We start from the raw sequence: 18,125 nt of genomic DNA, 5'->3' as shown, positions 1-18,125 counted from the left end.
TTAGTGAGTGTGTTGCGCAGCAGCCGCGATTTCCTCCGAGAAGTTATAGACAGGAGCTTCGGCGGCGGGCCGACGCTCTTTCGCTATAACTCCGCGGCGGTAGGTGGAATCTTTCGTCGGGTCCACCAGGGCGTACTCCGGAAAACCTCCGTTATTGTAAAGTTCCTGGCACAGCGGATAGGGCGCGTCCTTTTCACCATAGTGCGACCAGCTACTCATCTTGCAGACGCCGCGACAGACTGGATAAAACACGCAGTTGCCGCAGACGCCCTTAACCTCGCCACTCACCACCTCGCGTAGCTCATGGAAGAACGGGCTGTTGCGCCAGATTTCCATCAAGGGCATTTCGAAGGCATTGCCGGCGATCATTTCCGGATCATCGTAGGAGGCACTGCACATCGAAACTTGTCCGTTCGACAGTATGCCCAGTACGTTGTCGCCCCAACCGCAAGTATGCACGCCGTTCAGATACTTGAGAGGCATCAGAGCCGGCGGCAGAGTCATGTATGCAGCGCCACTCTCAAAATGGGGAGATTTCAAAAGATCGCCTATCAGTAGCTTGCATTCCTCCAAGCTTATCGCATTGTCCTCATGGCTGCGCGCGTTGCCCATCGGATGTATGTTGAGCAGCGTCCGATGCTTCTTGATGCCCCAGCCGAGCACCAAATCTATAATCGAAATCACCTTGTCATAGTTGTTGCGATAGGCAGTCGTCGTTACCACCGTAGAGATGTCAGTTTTTCCAAGCCGCTGCAGGACAATCGCAGTCTTGGCGAACGCACCCGATTTTGCTCTGAAAGCGTCGTGCGCCTCTGGGTCGAAATGGTCGAGGCTGATGAAGACCGTCAAATTGGGGAGCCTACTTAGCTGCTCGATCGTGAACTCGTCAAAGAGGGTTCCATTCGTCTCGAAAACCAGCTCCTTCAGCCCACAGGATGCGAGATATTCCATGACTGCCATGAATTCCTTGTGAACCATCGGTTCACCCCCGGAAACCTTAACCTTGCGCAGCCCATTGGGTAGTGCTTGCTCGATCAGTCCTTGGATCGCCTCCAGGTTGAAATCAATGCCCTTGGCCTTGGGCCCGACGCCTGCGATATAACAGTGGTGGCATCCCAAATTGCACTTGCGGGTTAGAAACAGATAGATCGTTTTAATTTCGTTTTCCGAGACGACTCGTTTCGAAAGTTCACTTGTGACGAGGGCCTGTAGCGTCTGACTGGCTACATGCACGTCCTGCGGTGTCGAAAGCCAATCAGGGGTATTCATGCGCTTGCCTCCTTACGTCTATGTTGCTGCGCTAGCACGTCATCGCACTGATCACTGGTGCGTCGTCCAATTGACGCCTGCCTTTCAAAACTTCGATTTCGAGTATGAATGCGTATCCGGCGATCTCTCCGCCTTGGGACTTGACAAAATTCCCAGTCGCCCGAGCAGTGCCACCCGTCGCTAGAAGGTCATCAGCAATCAGGCATCGCAGGCCGTCACCGATGAGGCCGGCAGTTACCTCCAGGGTTCCGGAGCAGTATTCACAGCTGTATTCAAATGAGAGGACGTCCCCCGGCAGTTTACCGGGTTTCCTTACCATGATGAAACCGCAACCGAGCCTATCAGCCAATGAGGCGCCCAAGATGAAACCACGCGCATCAACCGCCAAAATGGCATCGATTTCTGTTCCCGACACTTGGCTTGCGACGGTAGAAACGACTTCGCCCAATGCACCTCTACCAGCCAGCATAGGCGCTATATCCTTGAACAAGATCCCGCCTATCGGAAAGTTAGGAAATTCTCGTAATGCTTCTACACCGGATTGGTTAATCCGTGACGCCCCGCTATTTGGAACAGCTACAATCATTTTACTATCCCCCACATGTAACCATCTAAGAGCCTCGTAAGGTGCGATGGCCTCGCGCACTTTGTGGCCAGCCACCAGATGAGGCCCTGGCAAGCTTATCTGCGGCGGCCGCCGCCGCGCCTACCACGTTCCTCCGGGCCGGCACGGGTCCGCTCTCTGACCAGATCACGCCGGAATTCGCCAGCGCCGCGAACAGATGAAACATCAGTCGGCCGCATAATGTTGTCTCCTCGAAAGCGGCTCCGATCATGATTCGTCCAGCCCTGATCTTAGTGCCGAGTCAACTTTACGTCGCTTTGGGGTTCGTCAGGACCTTGTCAAAAGCATCCTTGACCGGCTTTGAGATTTCCTCCACCGCCCTGCTTGAGAGCTCCCGGACTTCCTTGGCGTGCTGCAAACTTGTCTCAACGCGCTTGCGGAAAAAGGTCGACTGCTGTTCGAGGATCTGCGACGGCGAATTCGCGCCCAGCAAAGCTTGCAAATGTGAGAAGCTGGCCTCGGCGTCGGCTTGCAGTGCAGCGATCGTCTTCCACCACAATTCGTTGCCGAATAGACTTGTCGTTTCGAGGATCGGAGGCAGCATTTTCTGTGTCGCTTCAGCGCCGGACGCAAATTTCAAAAGAGCCTCTGTCACCTGCTTGTTCCCCTTTTCAACGGATGCGCCGAACTGATCTGGCACCTTGAGCGGCGATGACCCCGGGTTTTCGATCGTTTCAAAGGATCTTTCGGAAATCTTGGTCATTGCATTTTCCTTCTCTTTGAGTTGGTTGCAAGCTGTGACATCGGGATTGACCCTTCCGCCGGCGGATGCATGGCCGCTTGGTAGAACGCGGATCCGATGACGAACGGTCAGGTGGCCTCCGTTCCGTTCGTTTCATGAACCGGCATCATGCAGACTGCTTTCTGCCGCTTGTAACCAGGGATCAGCAAACACCATGCCAACTGCTCCGACGCGCCAAGAAGATGATTTTCGTTTATCGATGGGCGGGTTGAGGGCAGGTTGATGTGTATTTGGCGGAGAGACCGGCGAACAAAACGTTCCAGTCACGACAAATCTGACAAAAGTGGCGAATGCCCGACATTTGCGAGAAATGTCGACGGTTGCGCTGGGGACAAGGGAATTCACGTGGACTTCAAATCGCGCCAAGGATCATGTGCCTGTTCGTGGCTAAGGGGCGTTACTCGACTTCTCGTGAACGTCCCTGGCGGTCTTATCAACCCTTGTCCTGGTTCCTGCTTTGCACCACCTTCCGCTTGGAGCCATGAAGAGGGTCGTTGTTTCGATAATTTGAGGATGGGCTGCTTGGCGATTTGTTCGTAGCCCAGCTCGGGTCCATACGTCTCGGTACGGTTCGCCTGCCTATCCTGTTCACGGCACTTTCGAACCTAAGACCGAACGTCATCAGAGCGATCGCTGTGATGCGCAACATATTTCATTTGGTACGACGTTTGCTGGTGATCGGTGACGCTGGTTGACCATAGGCTCTGATGCCGATCTCGTCGGACAAGGACGCAATTGAAGTCAACTACGGAGGTTTTCGGGACCTGACACGATGATTGGTTCGGTGCATGCGGAACGCTTGGCGGCACGAGGATGACACCGAAAAGTACGTGGGGTCAAATCAATGGAGTGAAAAATGAAAAAGTATGTTTGCGAATTCTTCGGGACCTTCACACTTGTCTTCCTCGGCTGCGGCACATTGCTTTATATGCGTCAAGAGGTGGGCCTGTTGGGTGTCGCTTTAGCCTTCGGGACGACCGTGGTTGCAATGGCCTACACGATTGGCCCAGTCTCGGGCGCGCATCTCAATCCGGCGGTCAGCCTGGGTTTCCTCGTGTCGCGCCGATTGAGAGTGTGGGACTTTCTCGCGTATGTCTCCGCCCAATGTGCAGGAGCTATCGCGGCGGCAGGCACGCTCTACCTTATCGCTATGAACAAGGTCGGCGGTTACGATATCACCCTAGAAGGTTTCGCCCAAACCGGCTGGGTAGTCTACGGATGGAGAGCTGCGTTCCTATTCGAGTTTATCGCCACGTTCCTGTTCGTAACTGTATTCCTCAAATGCACGGCTGGACGCGGCGCTGTTGCACGATTGGCGATTGGACTTGCCTTAGTTGCGATCCACCTTGGCGGTATCACCGTTTCGGGTTCTTCTGTGAATCCAGCACGATCGATCGGCCCAGCACTTTTCGCAGGAGGGGCGGCACTCTCTCAACTCTGGCTTTATATATGTGCGCCAATGCTCGGCGCTATTGCGGCCGGCCTTCTTCAGCTCAGGGGGATCGTCGCGTCAAGCGAGCCGCAAAGTCTGCGCCAATTTGAATCGCGCGAAATGACCAGCGACATATCCAGCCCGGTTTCATTCTTTCGCCACCGAAGGAGAGGTATCCCAAAAAGGGAAAGCCACTGATCGAGGAGGGGGTCTCGACCTTGACAGGGGAGCGCATCCCCAGACACTGGCCGTTGCATCCCGCATATCTTGACGCTTACTGCGATCTTCCTACGGATTGGGACCACGGTCGTCTCTGACGTATCGACAAACGTCGCATACGGATCGACAATGGCAGCCCAACGTCCAGCTATCATTGGCGGCGATCCAAAACGGCGGCGATCGCGGCCAAAGCCTCGTGTATCGCGATACTCACCGACCTTCCGCTCAAGGTTGTCAAGGGTCCGCGATACTCATCCATACCGCAGATGCGTGTCATTAGGAGCATGAATTTTACAATGGTGAGGCTGCCATATAGGACACGTTGGGCGGCGGATCTAATGGAGCAAATCTCCAGCGTCTGGGGGGTTGCGCTGGGGTGCCGATCCACACCCAAGCGCCGGTAGGTGATAGACGATACCCACAGCGGCTAGGAGCCATTGAATCGGCAATATGTTCTTTTGATACGGTGTCGCGCAAGTTTGGCATGGAGAATCATATGCAATCGCAACAATAGCCGAGTGCAGAGTCAAGCAGCGCTACTTGCATACGCGCAAATGTCCGTTAGAAGATTTCGACGACGTGGCAGCCCAAGCAGTTGCGCGGCAGCGAGTTTAGGCGGGGCGTACGTTGCGGCGAAAAACAGCCAATGGACACGCCGAAAACGGCTACTGGGCCTAAGTCGCCACGGTCGCCCTGTGAACTTGGAACCCAGGCAAATTGTATGACCGTTGGCCGTCGTTCAGCATGCCGAAGTCGGAGCGCTGATCGGAAGCTGGATTAGCCTGCATGATGAACGAGAGGTTGGAAAATGCCGCTTTCAAAGGCTCCCGTAGGCATCGTGAGATGTTGAGAATGCGAGCAAGAATTGTAGGTGGAAAGACAGTGCCTGAGGCGCCAGAGGCCGACGATCGCGATCTAGCTTTAGACTTCGCCAAAGGAATACTCATTGTCTTGGTGATTTTCGGTCACCTGATACAATATATCTTTTACGAGGGTGATGGCTTCTGGGATTCGGCATGCTTCAAATCGATCTACATGTTTCACATGCCTCTCTTTATGGCGATAAGCGGATATCTCTCTAGATCAGGGCTACTAGGCAAATCGTTCAGGCAAGCCATCGGTGATCGCGCGCTGCAGCTCCTGGTGCCGACGCTGTTCTGGTGCACCCTTTTGGAGGCAGTCAAATTGCTCATGTTTCCCCGGCCGCCGGACGCACCTGGCAACCTGTTGCAATTCATGCACGATTTCGTCGGCACATACTGGTTCATCTGGGCTGCGTTTGCTTCTTTTCTTTTGGTCAAACTTATTTCGATCTTCAACTCCGGGTCGGCACGCTCTTTGCTTGTCTCATCCATACTGGTCGCAGTTGCCCCCGTGACGTTTTCTATATTCCCTCTCATAAAGTACACCTATCCCTTTTTCTGCATGGGATTTTCATTTGCGCAGTCGAGAGATTGGTGGACGAGCATAATGCGGTATCATAAGCCACTCCTGATGATGTCCGCCTCTATCGCGGCTAGCTTGTGCTTCATGGCGTGGCGCGAGGACACCTATGTCTACAACAATCTCGCCTTAATCCAGGATCTGCAGTCGGCAAAAGATATCCTTCTGATGTTTTTTGGCTCGACAGTGGCCTCTGCAGTGATGATCGAGATTCTGCTTCAATCCTGGAAAATTGGACGCTCGAACCGGGTGGTTCGCTTTATCGCCGTGGAAGTGGGGCAGAGCACGCTCGTGTTGTACCTGGTGCAGGCTACGGTATTCCGTCTCATGGATTTGATACAATACGGAGAACAATGGGCTCCCACAATGAGGTCTGGCGCGGCGGGAATTCTCGGGACGATGATCATTGCCGTAGCACTAGCAGTTCGCTGGAGCGTGCGCGACATTCCCTATCTGTCCCAGCTCATGCTTGGAACGCCACCCCGCCTCGTTCGTTTGCCGAGCAATCCTGCGAATAACTAGCGGTGTTCAATTCTCAACCTAAACTTCGTCAGCAAGCAAGCATGCCAAGGCACGCGTTAAGGGGCCCATTTTTAAAGGATCCTTTTGCACGAAGATCGGCTGAGGTCCGACTGATGTGCCAATCACGTATCGAGAATCCGCAAACCCCTCGCGCCCAATGCTCCGCGACGACGCGGGCGCTTGACCCCCAGGGTATCGACTCCACCCTCTTTGAGGTTGCCAAAGATTCGGTTTGCTTCGCACTTGTTTGGGGTCCGCTTGCCGCCAGGTCCCGTTGTCCCTGCTAAAATCGCGAGCGTTCGCTAAGGTACCAGAAACGCTTTTCCGGCCTGTGCTAAGCAATGACCGGAAACAGCGAGTATCGCCTCAGCGGTCACACCGAGGCAGCACTGCTCCATGACGGCCGCTGCCACAGTCATCCTCTTGCCGGCGCCGACGGTACCGGCCAGCTAGGTCGTGCCGGCAGCATGATCCCCCGGGTGCCGTGTTCTGGTGCGGATAGAGAGTGAACGCGGCCGACGCACGCCGGCAACTTAAGATACACGCCGCCGAGGCGCCCAGGGGCTGGTTGTTGAAACGGTCCTAAAACCTTGCGGCCGGTCGATCCGGTGGGCATCGGACCAGGACCCGGCCCTGAAGGGCCATCTGATCTTCGTGAGCTTCCCCTTTGCCGGCTACGTCTAACAGCCGTTCACTGTGGAAATTCAGAGCGTTGTTGAGCTGTCGCCGGCGTCGCGGGGGCCTATGCCGCTTTCCATTTGCCCGCGGCATTCCCCCAAATGACGGCGCTAACTGTCGAGGAAGGGAGCTCCAGCCAGTGATGCATGCGGGTCTCGGAGTCCATCACTGGGAGGCGCTGTGATCGCCAAGCAAAGAAGATCGACCGGCTGCACCTCGGCAAGCGGCCGGACATTGCGCCCAATCCGCGAATTGAGAGCGGAGCGGCTTCGGCGGGTGTCATTTGTTGCTGACGTGGCCGGAGAATAGGCTTCCGCCGCTGCACCGGGATGCCATTTCTTCGATCCCCACCGCGTCTTGTCCGGTTCACGACAACGTTGTCCTCGATCAATTCTTCATGGGCTAGCTAAGAAGCTGGAAACAATACAGATGCCGTGTTCCGAACCTCAGCGGAGGAGACTGGCATGAGTCTTGAACTCCCAGAACTACGCGGCGGGCAATCGCCTGGTGGAACGTGTGGCGTCCGGTCGAAGTCGATTTGAACCTTGAAGGGAAAATACATGGCAGGTCTGCATCAGTTCGCACGGAAAAGGGGGGATCGGCAAGTACACGGCCTCTCAAGATACTCTCACTGTCCTTGTCGACCTCGAAAAGCTGATTCCACCCCCCGCCTGATCCTCAATTCGAAAGCCCGAGACACGGTTTTACACCTGGCGGCGAATAGGTTGGTTGAGGGTGGAGTTCGCGGCGAAACCTACCGCCACTGGACTATCGCGACGGGAATCTCGCTTGTGAAGCGCTTTTCGTCAAGCCCGCCAGCGTTGCCCGCCGCTTGCCGTTGTTGTTGCGGCCGCCCCGTTTCGAGGGGCCATGTCATTCGTCCGGGCCAAGTTGCGTCGCCACAGGTCCCATCTGCCGCACCATTTTAAGGGATGGTGTTACCGGAAGCGGGTGTGGCCCTTAGTCAAACCGCATCCAACACTCAGGAGGATTTTAACTGATGTCAAACGTCACCCCTGTCCCCAACAATGCTCGATTAGATGAGAAAGATGCTCTCGCCACGCCTTTCATTAAGTGCCTCTTGCGTCTGATGCGTGCTCAAGACACCTTTGAATTGTGGCAAGAGAAATCGGACACCGATTTGCTCTGTGATTTCATCGTGACGAGGCAGCAGCGTAGGGCGATTCCTCTCATCGGGGGACCTGACCTAGAGGTGCAGTGGCGGCTTGAGATCTTCTATGCCGCCGTAGCACTTGCTATAGAGGAGCAGTCCGGACTGATGGCGTCACCGGTGTTGACTGTGAACCATGAGGGATTCGGTCGGATATTACTCACGGCGGGGCGGCTCGTAGTACTCTCGAAGACGCTCCGCGACGTACATCGATTTGGCTTCGACAACCTCCAAAAGCTCGCCGAGGCGGGAACTGGCCTGGTCGATAATGGCTTAACAACAATTAAGACCTATTCAGATGTAGCGCGCGTTTAAGTGCGGTTGAAACGGCTCATATAGGGCGGAATTCTTCGCTAATCTGCCCAGCAATCAAGCAATCCGGGGGTGTGCCCTAGCGTTCTTGGCGCGGGGGGGGGGGCGACATGGAGGAACCTGCATGACAGTGCGTTCACTACTCACTACGGCTCCTCTTTGGCTCCGGCGTATCTCACAAGCACTGATCAAGCGACGTGTATTGGCTGCGCCCCTTGTTTTCTGGTCTGCCAGTGTTCGGCAGGAAGGTAGGTGGTTGGCCTTCAAATGACCTGTCACTGAATTTTCATCCGGCGGCGATTAGAGCCTCGGCGGTCTTGAAACGCTCCCAAACGTTGGACCACCGGATGCTAGAGTTTTCCGGCTTCATTCAGGGAGGCGGGCTGGTTGCGCCTCCCGAATTCACCAACGAGATCGGCACCTTGTTGCCGATCGCACCATGAGGTCTTTCCTCATTGTAGTATCTACGCCAATCCTCCATCTTTTCGCGGGCATCCGCAAGGGTCAGGAACCAATGATGGTTCAGGCATTCTGCACGGAAGCGGCCATTGAACGCTTCGATGAAAGCATTATCAGTCGGCTTGCCGGGGCGTGAGAAGTCCAACGTCACGCCCTTGGAATAGGCCCACAGGTCCAAGTCGCGCGACACGAACTCGGTCCCTTGGTCGACACGGATCGTTTTCGGATAGCCGGCTTTTTGGCACACCCGTTCAAGGGTTTGCACAACGTCTTCGCCTCTATAGCTATGACGTGGATCAAGCACCGGCACGTAGCGCGAGAAGGTGTCGACCACCGTCAGCACGCGCAGTTTCTTACCCGTTGCGAGTTGGTCGTGAACGAAGTCCATCGCCCACGTTCCGATCACCGCCGCTTCAAGTTCACAGCCGACAATGTTGCCATGCTGCTTAACCGTGACGTTCACAACCGTTTTCAATCCTCGAGCCGACAGGGCCTACACGGATCACGACCTTGGCGCCCGCCATAATCGAGCGTAAGGGCCATCAGTTCTCACTAGGTCAGCGTGCTTTCCCTCCTCAATGACCCGCCCCTTGTCCAGGACCACAATATTGTCCGCCCCACGAACGGTGCTCAACCGATGAGTGATGACTATGATGGTCTTCCCAGCGCGAGACAGATCCTCAACAACCCGCAGCACAAATTCTTCGGCTGCCGAGTCCAGAGAGGAGGTCGCTTCGTCAAGGATTAGAACGTCGGGATCCCGGTACAGGGCCCGAGCCAATGCGAGGCGCTGCTTCTCACCTCCGGAGAGGCGAACCCCGTTCTCGCCCAGATGGGCCTGGAACCGCCCGGGCCAGCGCTCGATGCACTCCCGCAGTCCTATTCGATCACAGATGCGTACGATCTTATCGAACTCCGGTTCGAACTCGCCCAGGGCGATGTTCTCGATCACGGAACCGGAGAAGACGTCTATCGATTGCGGTACTGCAGCCATGACCTTGTGCAGTGATGCGCTCGAGAAATCCTGGAGGGCATATTGGCCGATCCGAATGCATCCATCCTCAAGCTGGTAGACATTCTGCAGCAGAGCCGCAAGGGTGCTTTTGCCCGAGCCGCTCTCACCCACGACGGCCGTCAACTCTCCTTGGCGAAAGGAGACGCTTAGATCGCTGAAAACCTCCGCCTGCGCGCCATAGCGGAATGTGACGTTCTCCAGGCGAATATCTCCGAGATCGGTCTTCGTAGCATCGATGCCGCTGCTGCTTGCCGACTCCAGTTCAAAGATCTCGAAAAGTCTATCCGCCGCGATAAACGCGTCTTGAACGATCCGGTTGGTCTGGATCAGGCGGGCGACCGGCCGGGTGATATAGCCAAGCAACGTATAGCAGGACAGCAATTCGCCGGGCGTGACGGCCTGTTCGAGCGCAAGCGTGGTTCCAAACCACATCAGCACGATGGTGAACAGGACCGACAGCAACGTCGAGGCGTTGTCGCCGCAGATTGAGATCAGCCCGGAGCTGTAGACGGAATGCAGCATCTTTACGAAGCGGGTCTCCATTTTGAAGTTTGCGAAGCTCTCGACGCCGGAAGTCTTAATGGTGGAGACAGCTCCGAGTGATTCTACCAGTTGCGCCTCGAGTTTGGCGTCATTTTCCATGATGACTCGTTGGAGATTTCGATTCATCCGATTGATGGCCCAATATACCAGGATGTACATTGGAATGGCGAGCGCCACGATCAAAGCAATATTCCAGGAATAGATGAACATCATTCCGAACGAGAACAGTATCATTAAAATGTCAACAAACATGTTTATCGAAACGTCGTTCAGGAAGCTCCTGATTTTCACAGCGTCGTTCATGCGCGACACGATTTCTCCCATGCGCATGCTATCGAAGAACTTCTGGGGCAGGGCCAGGATGTGATTGTAATAGCCGAGGATCAAGCATACGTCGATCTTCTGCCCCGTCTGCAGGACGAGTCGGCCTCTTAGGAGGTTGATCAGGATCTGTATCGCTAGGATCAGCAGCATTGCGATGCTCATCAAGTTGAGCAGGTTGCGGTTTCCCGCTGGGATCACGTGATCAACGATCTTCTGAACGTAGATCGCCGTCGAGAGACTGAGGACGGTCGTCACAAGAGCGCCGACGAGAGCCTGCGCCATCACCGTGCGGTGTGGCGCGAGTAGGCGGGCGAATCGGGCGAGGGGCGACGTGGTCTCGTCTCGACGATTGAATGTGTCTGCCGGAACCAGCAAAACCAGAACGCCGGTCCATTGCTCCATGAATTCCTGATGCGGCACTTTGCAGATTTCGCCCAAGGCCGGGTCCATGACGATGACCCACTTGGCGTCGATCGCATGGACCACTACGAAATGGTGCAGGTCCTCCTTGACGACGTGCGCGATAGCGGGCTTGGGGATCTTGTACAGGCTGTCGAAGCCACCTTTGACGCCTTTCGCGATGAAGCCCAGCTTCTGCGCCGCTTCCGTGAGCCCCAGCACACTCGTACCGGAGCGGTCGGTCGACGCATACTGGCGGATGCGCGCCAATGGCAACTTGTAGCCATAGAAGGCTGCGACAGATGCGAGGCTGGCGGCGCCGCAATCCGTGATGTCACGCTGTTTGAACTTAATGGCCTTACTCGACATGGAGGCTCGCTGGCTGTTGGGACAATATTAGCGCCCCGCCAGCATCGGGTTGAGCCAATCGTCTGCCTCGTCGTAGAGCAGTTGCAGGAGAGTGCGATTGGCCAACAGAAAGCGAGCCCGCACGGTCATGCCTTTCTTCAGGTGGCCGATGGCCCCGCTTTTCAGCGCGAGTTCGCTGCGAGAGAGCGCGCACTGGACCTTGAAGACCGGGTTCCCGTCATGCAGAGTGAAGTCCTGCGCCACCTCGACCACCCTTGCTTTGATGACACCCCATTGGTTGTAGTTAAAGGCATCCACTTGGAGCCGCACCGGCTGACCAGGCTGCACAAAGCCAATGTCGTTGGGGGAGACGTAGATTTCCGCCACCAGATCGTCGTTCGGCGAGATCCAACCAACGGTTTGCCCGCTCTGCACGTAGCTTCCGTGCGCGAGGCCGGAGAACTGCTCGAGAGCACCCGATACTGGGGCGCGGATGCGGTGCAGGTCCCGTTCGTGCTCGAGCTGATGCAAGGTGGCCGTGAGTTCCTTTAAGCGCAGGTTAGCATCAAGGAGCTTCTGGTTCCAATCAGCGGTTTTGCGTCGCACGAGGATCTCGCCTTGGACCTCGATATTTTGGAGAGCGAAAGCCTTCTCGTCAACGGTCTTCGCGGGCGCCGCAGCAGCCGAGACAAGTCGCTTTGCGCGGTCGAGTTCCGCCGCGGCGTTACTGCGCGCATTTTGGTTCTCGCGCAGCAAGTTGAGAAAATGCACCCTTTCAGCCGTCGCGGATTCGGTTTGGAGGGGGGGCGAGACGCTGAGCCTTGCGCCGGAAGAAATCAGCGTTTGGAAGTCATGGGCAAGATCGCTCTTGGCATGAATGTCGGCTAAAACCCCGCTGAGCTTTTCCTCGATTACATGATCGTCAAAGGCGATTATTTCCTTCCCCTTAGCAACGACATCGTTCTCAAAGGCAAGGACACGGGAGATGCGTCCGGAGACGGGCGCTATCAGGGGCGTCTTCTCCACGATCGGGCGAATAGTACCGACACTCTGCATGGAGACCGGTATGGTAACGAGTGGCAGTGAGCCAAATGCCGCGGCGACGAAGAGCAAGATCGCCCTATAAATGCTCAAGGATCGTCCTGATCGTCGCGCCAGTATGCTTTCTGCGGTGCAGCTGGCCGTTTCAGCAGAAAGGGGAACTGCTAGTCTGTAGTCACTAGGAGCCATCGAGAGCCAGCTCGCTTATCAACCAAACAAGTGTCCGTAACGTCGCAAAAACAAGTAAACCCAAAAATACCAACCTCCGGAGGTTTCAGCTGCTTCTTGAGGGGTTAATTCGGTTACACGATAGGCTGCCATGTTGTTCATCATTGGTGTCTCCGTTCAGAGCTGGATTGAGAAGATGCCAAGGTCCCCGTTGGGAGCTCCTAGCGGCGCGCAACAAAAAGGTTCAAGATTCGTGCCAATGCAGAAGGAGCGAAAAGCATCAGAAAACTGTTCTGTATGTTATTCAATGGCTGCCCTAGAGCGCCGAGACGTGCCAAACCGCACATCACGCTGTCGCAAGCACGACAAACCGAGTAGGGTTCTGAATGAACGTCCTGAACAGGATCGACAGCTCCAAAGTTCGGTGGCGACGGTACAGTTGAGACTCGGCGCTCAGTAAGCGCGCCCCCATCCGCGTAGCCCCCATCGAGTTTGCCGTCGATTTTTGTTGCTGCTGATTCACTCTGAAACCTGGTGAATTGTTGGTGGCCCTCCGCACGATAGTGGGCGCGGATGCGCCGCTTGGTGCCGCGGGCCGTCGCCTTGCGCTGTGGCGGCAAATAATAGGCCGTCGCTCGAAGCCGGAGTGCCCATGGATCGGTAACCCCGCCTGCGCCTCGACCACCCTGGCTAGCGCCCGGTCGTAGGCTTCGCTCTCGACATGCCACTGTCGAACACGGATTAACACCCACAAGGTGTGGGTGTCTGTGGCATCGGCCATCATGCGCAGGCCAAAGCTAGTCTCTTCTGCGAGGATGACGTTCATCGCAGGGCGCTCCTGTACGCAGATGACTGAATGCTTCGCAGAAGCCAGTCGCAGCATCCACGTCTGGACGTCGCCTTCGCAATCGAGCCGCCCGGAATCGTAACAGCCCGAGCTGGCGCGGCCAAGCTCGCGTAACCGGATGTCGAGGTGAGCTTGAGATTTGCCAGCTATCCTCCTGTCGCAACGGCCCCGCGAGACGATCGCTGTCGGCCACAGCCTGGGCCGGAACAAGTGCAGGTCTGAGATCGCCATAGCGTCGGGACCCGCCCAAGCATTGCCCAATAGGTCTCGTGTTTCTTTTCGCATCCGGTGGATCTTTTACTTGACACATCCGGCCATAGCATCTGCCAATAGGGACAAGGCCACGCCCTGGTAAACGTGAAATACGGCAGGATGCTAGGCCTTCAGGCCTACAGCCAGGTCTCGGATCGATACGGGTCGATCCGTCTGTCGTCCTCGTCGATCAGACGCTTGAGCCATTCCAGCGCCGCGATGGCGGACCCGATGTGCTGCATTGTTCCGGAATTCGAGCAGGCTCAGCAGCCTCGGCAACATGCGTGGATAATGAAATGCCGTAGGAGGAACGTGGCACCGCCTGGGCTCGCTGCTTAGGAACCGCCAGTCTTGTATTTGCGGACCAGAGCCGAAAGTATCGCCTGTTCGGCAATTTCGGCACCGCTCCGTCGAGGGCCTTGATCGCGGACCCGGCGATGCGAGCCAAAAGGCGCTCCTCGCTGGCCCCTTTTCAATTTCTTGGCGATCGAGGCGACGACCCTACGTTCCCATTCGCCACCATCTTGTGCACTTTGATCTGAACCCTTCAAACTGGACCAGTTTTGGTTAGAGTTTTCCGGTGCATTTTCCTGGCTGGGAAAGGGACCAGAAGACGATGAAAGCGTCGCAGTTTTCGGACGCTCAGAAGGCGTTCATTCTGAAGCAAGGTGATGAAGGCGTGTCGGTTGCTGAAATCTGCAGGAAGGCGGGGATCAGCCAGGCGACTTATTTCAACTGGAAGAAAAAATACGCGGGCATGCTGCCACCGGAGATGAAGAGGCTGAAACAGCTCGAGGACGAGAATTCGCGCCTGAAGAAGATCGTCGCGGATCTGACGCTGGACCGCGAGATGTTGCAGGATGTCATCCGCCGAAAGCTCTAAGGCCTGCTCGGAAGCGGGAGATGGTGAAAGGCATGTGCTGCGATTGGGCGATCTCGATCCGACGTGCTTGTGGAGCGTTGAACTTCGATCGATCAACTCACCACTATACCTCTCGCCGTGCTGATCAGGCCGGTCTGGAACGTCGTATTCGCGAGATCTGCGAGATCCGTGTGCGGTACGGCTGTAAGCATCCGGTGAAGGACGCAGGTCAGGCCGCTTGAGCATCCAGCGCCGTCGGCGTCCAGTTCCACGGAAGCAATTGTTCCAGTTTGCTCGTCGGCGTGTCAGCGATGTTGGCGAGGACATCAGCAAGCCAGGCTTGCGGATCGATGTCGTTGAGCTTTGCGCTCATGATCAGCGTCGCCATGAAGGCTGCGCGATCAGCACCACGATCCGATCCGGCGAAGAGCCATGACTTCCTTCCGAGAGCAAAGCCTCGCAGCGCCCGCTCGGCTGCATTGTTCGTCAGGCAAATTCTCCCATCTTCCAGGAATGACGTGAAGCCGTCCCAACGCTTCAGCATGTAATCGATAGCCTCGGCGACAGGAGAACTGCGCGACAGCTTTGCCCGCTCGGTCCGCATCCAGTCCTCGAGTTCTTTGACGAGTGAGAGGCTGTCGATGCGACGGCGCTGCAGGCGTTCGTCGGCGGCAAGCCCGTTGATCTCCCGCTCGATGTCGAACAGGGCATCGATCCGTTTGACAGCCTCCAGCGCCAGCGGCGAGATCGGCATGGCACGGCTGCCGCGTTTGGCATTCGTGGCAATGTCAGCGAGCACAAAGAACTTGCGGCGTGAGTGCGCCCAGCACAGTGCCTGCGTCAGCGGATCGGGATCGCGGTCAACCTTGAACAGGGGATTGTAGCCGCCATAAGCATCCGCTTGCAGAATGCCGGTAAAGGTCTTCAGGTGGCGCTCGGGATGCTCCTGCCGCCGGTCCCGCGACGCATAGTAAAGAGCTGCCGGTGGTGACTGCCCGCTGAACGGTCGGTCATCCCGGACATATGTCCAGATGCGCCCCGTATCGGTTTTGCCTTTCGCCAGGATCGGCACGGTGGTGTCGTCGCCATGCAGCCGCTCGGCGGCCAGAACATGCGCCTCGATCAACGAATGAATGGGCTTCAGCGCCGCCGCGCAAGCACCGACCTGGTCGGCCAGTGTCGATAAGCTGAGGTCGATCCCCTCTCGGCCATAGCGCTCGCTCTGGCGGTTCAGCGGTTGATGCTGGGCGAACTTCTCAAACAGGATCATCGCCAGCAGGTTCGGCCCGGCAAAACCGCGCGGCGTCACATGGAAAGGTGCGGGCGGCTGAGTGATCTTCTCGCATTCGCGGCAGGAGAACTTCTCCCGCACAGTCTGGATGACTTTCCACTGGCGCGGGATCACCTCCAGCGTCTCGGTGATGTCCTCGCCGAGCTTCGACAGCCTGGCGGAACCGCAGCAGCGGCAACTCGTCGGGGCGGCGATGACGACGCGCTCGCGCGGCAGGTGTTCGGGAAACGGCTTCCGTGATGGACGCTTTCGCTCGAACGCCCGGACTGTAGAAGCCTTGGCAGCAATCTCCGCCGCCAGTTCGTCTTCACCAGCGTCGGCTTCGAGTTCCTCGAGTTGCAGCTCCATCTGCTCGAGAAGTCGCGCCTTGCGCTCGGACCGGCTGCCGTAAAGTTCACGGCGAACCTTCTCGATCTCCAGCTTCAACCGCGCGATCAGCGCTTCTGAATGTGACACGAGCGCCTTGGCACTGGCGGCTTCCGCCTCGGCTTTCATACGCCAGGCACGCTCTTGCGCCAGCAGTGCAAGCGCACTGGCAAGATCGTCAGGAAGCTGTTCGGCCGCATCGTTCATGGTAGGATGGAATCATATTCGACCCAGCCATTCCAGTGCTTTTGCTCATCCTGCCGACGTCGGTCGCCAGGTTTTTTGCGGCATCCGCCAGTCTATACCTTCCAGCAGATAACCGAGCTGCGCCGGTGTGATCACCACCGATCCATCTGCCGCCGACGGCCAGACGAAGCGTCCGCGTTCAAGCTTCTTCGTAAACAGGCAGGCTCCCTGGCCGTCATGCCAGATGACCTTGATCAGGCCACCACCGCGACCGCGGAACACGAACAGGTGTCCGCACATCGGATCGCGCTTCAGCGTCTCCTGCACCATCAGCGATAGGCCGGGGAAGCCTTTGCGCATGTCCGTATGGCCTGTCGCCAGCCAGACCTTCACACCACTCGGAACCGGGATCATCTCCGTTCCAGCACGACATCGAGAATACGGCCCAGCGCCTCGGTATCGATGTCGCTGTCCACGCGAATACGACGGCCCCGACCCAGCTCAATCGTCACATCGCTACGCTTCCGGCGGGACTGCGATGGGGCAGGCGGCCCCGAGGGAATGGGCGTGGCTGGAGGCGCGGCCTCGGATAGGATCACCGGCACCAACGTGCTCGCCGTTTCCGTCTTCGGCTCCTCGATTTGGCAAAGCTCCTTGCGCCAACGGAAAAGCTGGCTGACATGGATACCGGCCGCACGGGCAATCTCGGAAAGCACCGCATCTGGCTCAAAGCAGGCCGCAACAAGCCGCTCTTTGTCTTCCCGAGACCAGCGCCGTCGGCGCTCGACAGACGTGATCACTTCAATCGGATGCTTCGTCATAGGACTACTCCTAGTGTTTGCACTAGGACTTCCGATGTTCGTCTCAACCTCGCAAGACGGCCCTCACCGGGCGCTTACGTACGGCTATCGCCGCGTGCATGTGCTGTTGGAACGCGAGGGTTGGGGCACCAACATCAAGCGAACCTACCGCATTTACAGGGACTTGGGGCTACAGTTGCGGAACAAGACACCGAAGCGGGGGGTAAAAGCCAAGCTTCGCGAGGATCGGCACATGGCCGTCGGACCCAACGACGTCTGGGCGATGGACTTCGTTCACGACCAACTCGCAACGGGTAAGAAACTGCGCGTGCTGACGGTGGTCGACACCTTCTCGCGCTACGTGCCGGTGCTTGATCCACGTCATAGCTATAGAGGCGAAGACGTTGTGCAAACCCTTGAACGGGTGTGCCAAAAAGCCGGCTATCCGAAAACGATCCGTGTCGACCAAGGGACCGAGTTCGTGTCGCGCGACTTGGACCTGCGGGCCTATTCCAAGGGTGTGACGTTGGACTTCTCACGCCCCGGCAAGCCGACTGATAATGCTTTCATCGAAGCGTTCAATGGCCGCTTCCGTGCAGAATGCCTGAACCAGCATTGGTTCCTGACCCTTGCGGATGCCCGCGAAAAGATGGAGGATTGGCGTAGATACTACAATGAGGAAAGACCTCATGGTGCGATCGGCAACAAGGTGCCGATCTCGTTGGTGAATTCGGGAGGCGCAACCAGCCCGCCTCCCTGAATGAAGCCGGAAAACTCTAGCATCCGGTGGTCCAACGTTTGGGAGCGGTTC

At 56.9% G+C, this 18,125-nt stretch carries 12 protein-coding genes and 5 pseudogenes; 6 read left to right on the top strand and 11 right to left on the bottom strand.

Annotated features, from left to right (window positions below; all coding sequences use genetic code 11):
- The 3 genes from Tal182_RS26605 to Tal182_RS26595 form a co-directional block, all read right to left on the bottom strand.
- Positions 1-1,269, bottom strand: coding sequence for a radical SAM protein (locus Tal182_RS26605; protein ID WP_004672712.1), 1,269 nt, complete (start codon positions 1,267-1,269; stop codon positions 1-3).
- A gap of 31 nt (positions 1,270-1,300) precedes the next feature.
- The gene (locus Tal182_RS26600; RefSeq protein ID WP_004672710.1) at positions 1,301-1,855 is read right to left on the bottom strand and encodes an adenine phosphoribosyltransferase; all 555 of its coding nucleotides are present in this window, start codon (positions 1,853-1,855) and stop codon (positions 1,301-1,303) included.
- Between the two features lie 286 nt (positions 1,856-2,141).
- Positions 2,142-2,597: a phasin gene (locus Tal182_RS26595; protein WP_085861409.1), complete on the bottom strand. Its 456-nt coding sequence runs from the start codon at positions 2,595-2,597 to the stop codon at positions 2,142-2,144.
- A gap of 895 nt (positions 2,598-3,492) precedes the next feature.
- On the opposite strand from Tal182_RS26595, the gene Tal182_RS26590 reads away from it, so the two are divergent.
- From Tal182_RS26590 to Tal182_RS26570, 4 genes and pseudogenes are all read left to right on the top strand, one after another.
- Complete coding sequence (locus tag Tal182_RS26590; protein ID WP_004677031.1) at positions 3,493-4,266, top strand: aquaporin; 774 nt, start codon at positions 3,493-3,495, stop codon at positions 4,264-4,266.
- Between the two features lie 873 nt (positions 4,267-5,139).
- On the top strand, positions 5,140-6,252 hold the full coding sequence (gene nolL, locus Tal182_RS26585; RefSeq protein ID WP_309506638.1) for a nodulation factor fucose acetyltransferase NolL: 1,113 nt from the start codon (positions 5,140-5,142) through the stop codon (positions 6,250-6,252).
- Positions 6,253-7,503: 1,251 nt separating this feature from the next.
- Positions 7,504-7,649, top strand: a pseudogene (gene nifH / locus Tal182_RS33025) (nitrogenase reductase); the annotation flags it as partial.
- 281 nt (positions 7,650-7,930) lie between these two features.
- Positions 7,931-8,416, top strand: a complete 486-nt coding sequence (locus tag Tal182_RS26570; protein ID WP_004677039.1) for a NifX-associated nitrogen fixation protein — start codon at positions 7,931-7,933, stop codon at positions 8,414-8,416.
- 367 nt (positions 8,417-8,783) lie between these two features.
- On the opposite strand, the pseudogene Tal182_RS26560 reads toward Tal182_RS26570, so the two are convergent.
- The 5 genes and pseudogenes from Tal182_RS26560 to Tal182_RS33020 all read right to left on the bottom strand — a co-directional run.
- Positions 8,784-9,266, bottom strand: a pseudogene (locus Tal182_RS26560) (IS3-like element ISRel21 family transposase); the annotation flags it as partial.
- A 108-nt stretch (positions 9,267-9,374) separates the two neighbouring features.
- The gene (locus Tal182_RS26555; protein WP_004676279.1) at positions 9,375-11,522 is read right to left on the bottom strand and encodes a peptidase domain-containing ABC transporter; all 2,148 of its coding nucleotides are present in this window, start codon (positions 11,520-11,522) and stop codon (positions 9,375-9,377) included.
- A 27-nt stretch (positions 11,523-11,549) separates the two neighbouring features.
- Positions 11,550-12,635 carry an HlyD family efflux transporter periplasmic adaptor subunit gene (locus tag Tal182_RS26550; protein WP_008533948.1) on the bottom strand — a complete coding sequence of 362 codons (1,086 nt, stop codon included), beginning with the start codon at positions 12,633-12,635 and terminating at the stop codon, positions 11,550-11,552.
- A 114-nt stretch (positions 12,636-12,749) separates the two neighbouring features.
- Positions 12,750-12,875, bottom strand: a complete 126-nt coding sequence (locus tag Tal182_RS33155) for a hypothetical protein (protein WP_004676277.1) — start codon at positions 12,873-12,875, stop codon at positions 12,750-12,752.
- A gap of 462 nt (positions 12,876-13,337) precedes the next feature.
- Positions 13,338-13,600: pseudogene (locus tag Tal182_RS33020) on the bottom strand (Tn3 family transposase); the annotation flags it as partial.
- Between the two features lie 825 nt (positions 13,601-14,425).
- On the opposite strand from Tal182_RS33020, the pseudogene Tal182_RS26540 reads away from it, so the two are divergent.
- Positions 14,426-14,874, top strand: a pseudogene (locus Tal182_RS26540) (IS3-like element ISRel21 family transposase); the annotation flags it as partial.
- Between the two features lie 26 nt (positions 14,875-14,900).
- On the opposite strand, the gene Tal182_RS26535 reads toward Tal182_RS26540, so the two are convergent.
- Genes Tal182_RS26535 through Tal182_RS26525 form a run of 3 tightly spaced genes read right to left on the bottom strand, consistent with a single transcriptional unit; the run spans position 14,901 to position 17,335 of the window.
- Positions 14,901-16,535, bottom strand: a complete 1,635-nt coding sequence (locus Tal182_RS26535; RefSeq protein ID WP_029875830.1) for an IS66 family transposase — start codon at positions 16,533-16,535, stop codon at positions 14,901-14,903.
- Between the two features lie 45 nt (positions 16,536-16,580).
- Positions 16,581-16,928, bottom strand: coding sequence for an IS66 family insertion sequence element accessory protein TnpB (tnpB, locus tag Tal182_RS26530; RefSeq protein WP_008536947.1), 348 nt, complete (start codon positions 16,926-16,928; stop codon positions 16,581-16,583).
- Positions 16,925-17,335: a transposase gene (locus tag Tal182_RS26525; protein ID WP_029875829.1), complete on the bottom strand. Its 411-nt coding sequence runs from the start codon at positions 17,333-17,335 to the stop codon at positions 16,925-16,927. The genes tnpB and Tal182_RS26525 overlap by 4 nt, the downstream gene beginning before the upstream one ends.
- Before the next feature lie 79 nt (positions 17,336-17,414).
- Here Tal182_RS26525 and Tal182_RS26520 point away from each other — a divergent pair.
- Positions 17,415-18,074: pseudogene (locus Tal182_RS26520) on the top strand (IS3-like element ISRel21 family transposase); the annotation flags it as partial.
- Positions 18,075-18,125 lie beyond the last annotated feature (51 nt).

The sequence above is a fragment of the Rhizobium sp. TAL182 genome (assembly GCF_002117725.1).
In the GTDB taxonomy this organism is placed as follows: domain Bacteria; phylum Pseudomonadota; class Alphaproteobacteria; order Rhizobiales; family Rhizobiaceae; genus Rhizobium; species Rhizobium esperanzae.
The sequence above is the reverse complement of the archived record's forward strand: the minus strand, read 5'-3'. Positions and strand labels throughout refer to the sequence as shown.

What these genes read in the sequence shown, in the direction of transcription:
- Tal182_RS26600 (WP_004672710.1), bottom strand. Translation starts at nt 1,855, where the DNA reads ATGATTGTAGCTGTTCCAAATAGCGGGGCGTCACGGATTAACCAATCC.
- Tal182_RS26595 (WP_085861409.1), bottom strand. Translation starts at nt 2,597, where the DNA reads ATGACCAAGATTTCCGAAAGATCCTTTGAAACGATCGAAAACCCGGGG.
- Tal182_RS26555 (WP_004676279.1), bottom strand. Translation starts at nt 11,522, where the DNA reads ATGTCGAGTAAGGCCATTAAGTTCAAACAGCGTGACATCACGGATTGC.
- tnpB (WP_008536947.1), bottom strand. Translation starts at nt 16,928, where the DNA reads ATGATCCCGGTTCCGAGTGGTGTGAAGGTCTGGCTGGCGACAGGCCAT.
- Tal182_RS26525 (WP_029875829.1), bottom strand. Translation starts at nt 17,335, where the DNA reads ATGACGAAGCATCCGATTGAAGTGATCACGTCTGTCGAGCGCCGACGG.
- Tal182_RS26590 (WP_004677031.1), top strand. Translation starts at nt 3,493, where the DNA reads ATGAAAAAGTATGTTTGCGAATTCTTCGGGACCTTCACACTTGTCTTC.
- Tal182_RS26605 (WP_004672712.1), bottom strand. Translation starts at nt 1,269, where the DNA reads ATGAATACCCCTGATTGGCTTTCGACACCGCAGGACGTGCATGTAGCC.
- Tal182_RS26535 (WP_029875830.1), bottom strand. Translation starts at nt 16,535, where the DNA reads ATGAACGATGCGGCCGAACAGCTTCCTGACGATCTTGCCAGTGCGCTT.
- nolL (WP_309506638.1), top strand. Translation starts at nt 5,140, where the DNA reads ATGCGAGCAAGAATTGTAGGTGGAAAGACAGTGCCTGAGGCGCCAGAG.
- Tal182_RS33155 (WP_004676277.1), bottom strand. Translation starts at nt 12,875, where the DNA reads ATGATGAACAACATGGCAGCCTATCGTGTAACCGAATTAACCCCTCAA.
- Tal182_RS26570 (WP_004677039.1), top strand. Translation starts at nt 7,931, where the DNA reads ATGTCAAACGTCACCCCTGTCCCCAACAATGCTCGATTAGATGAGAAA.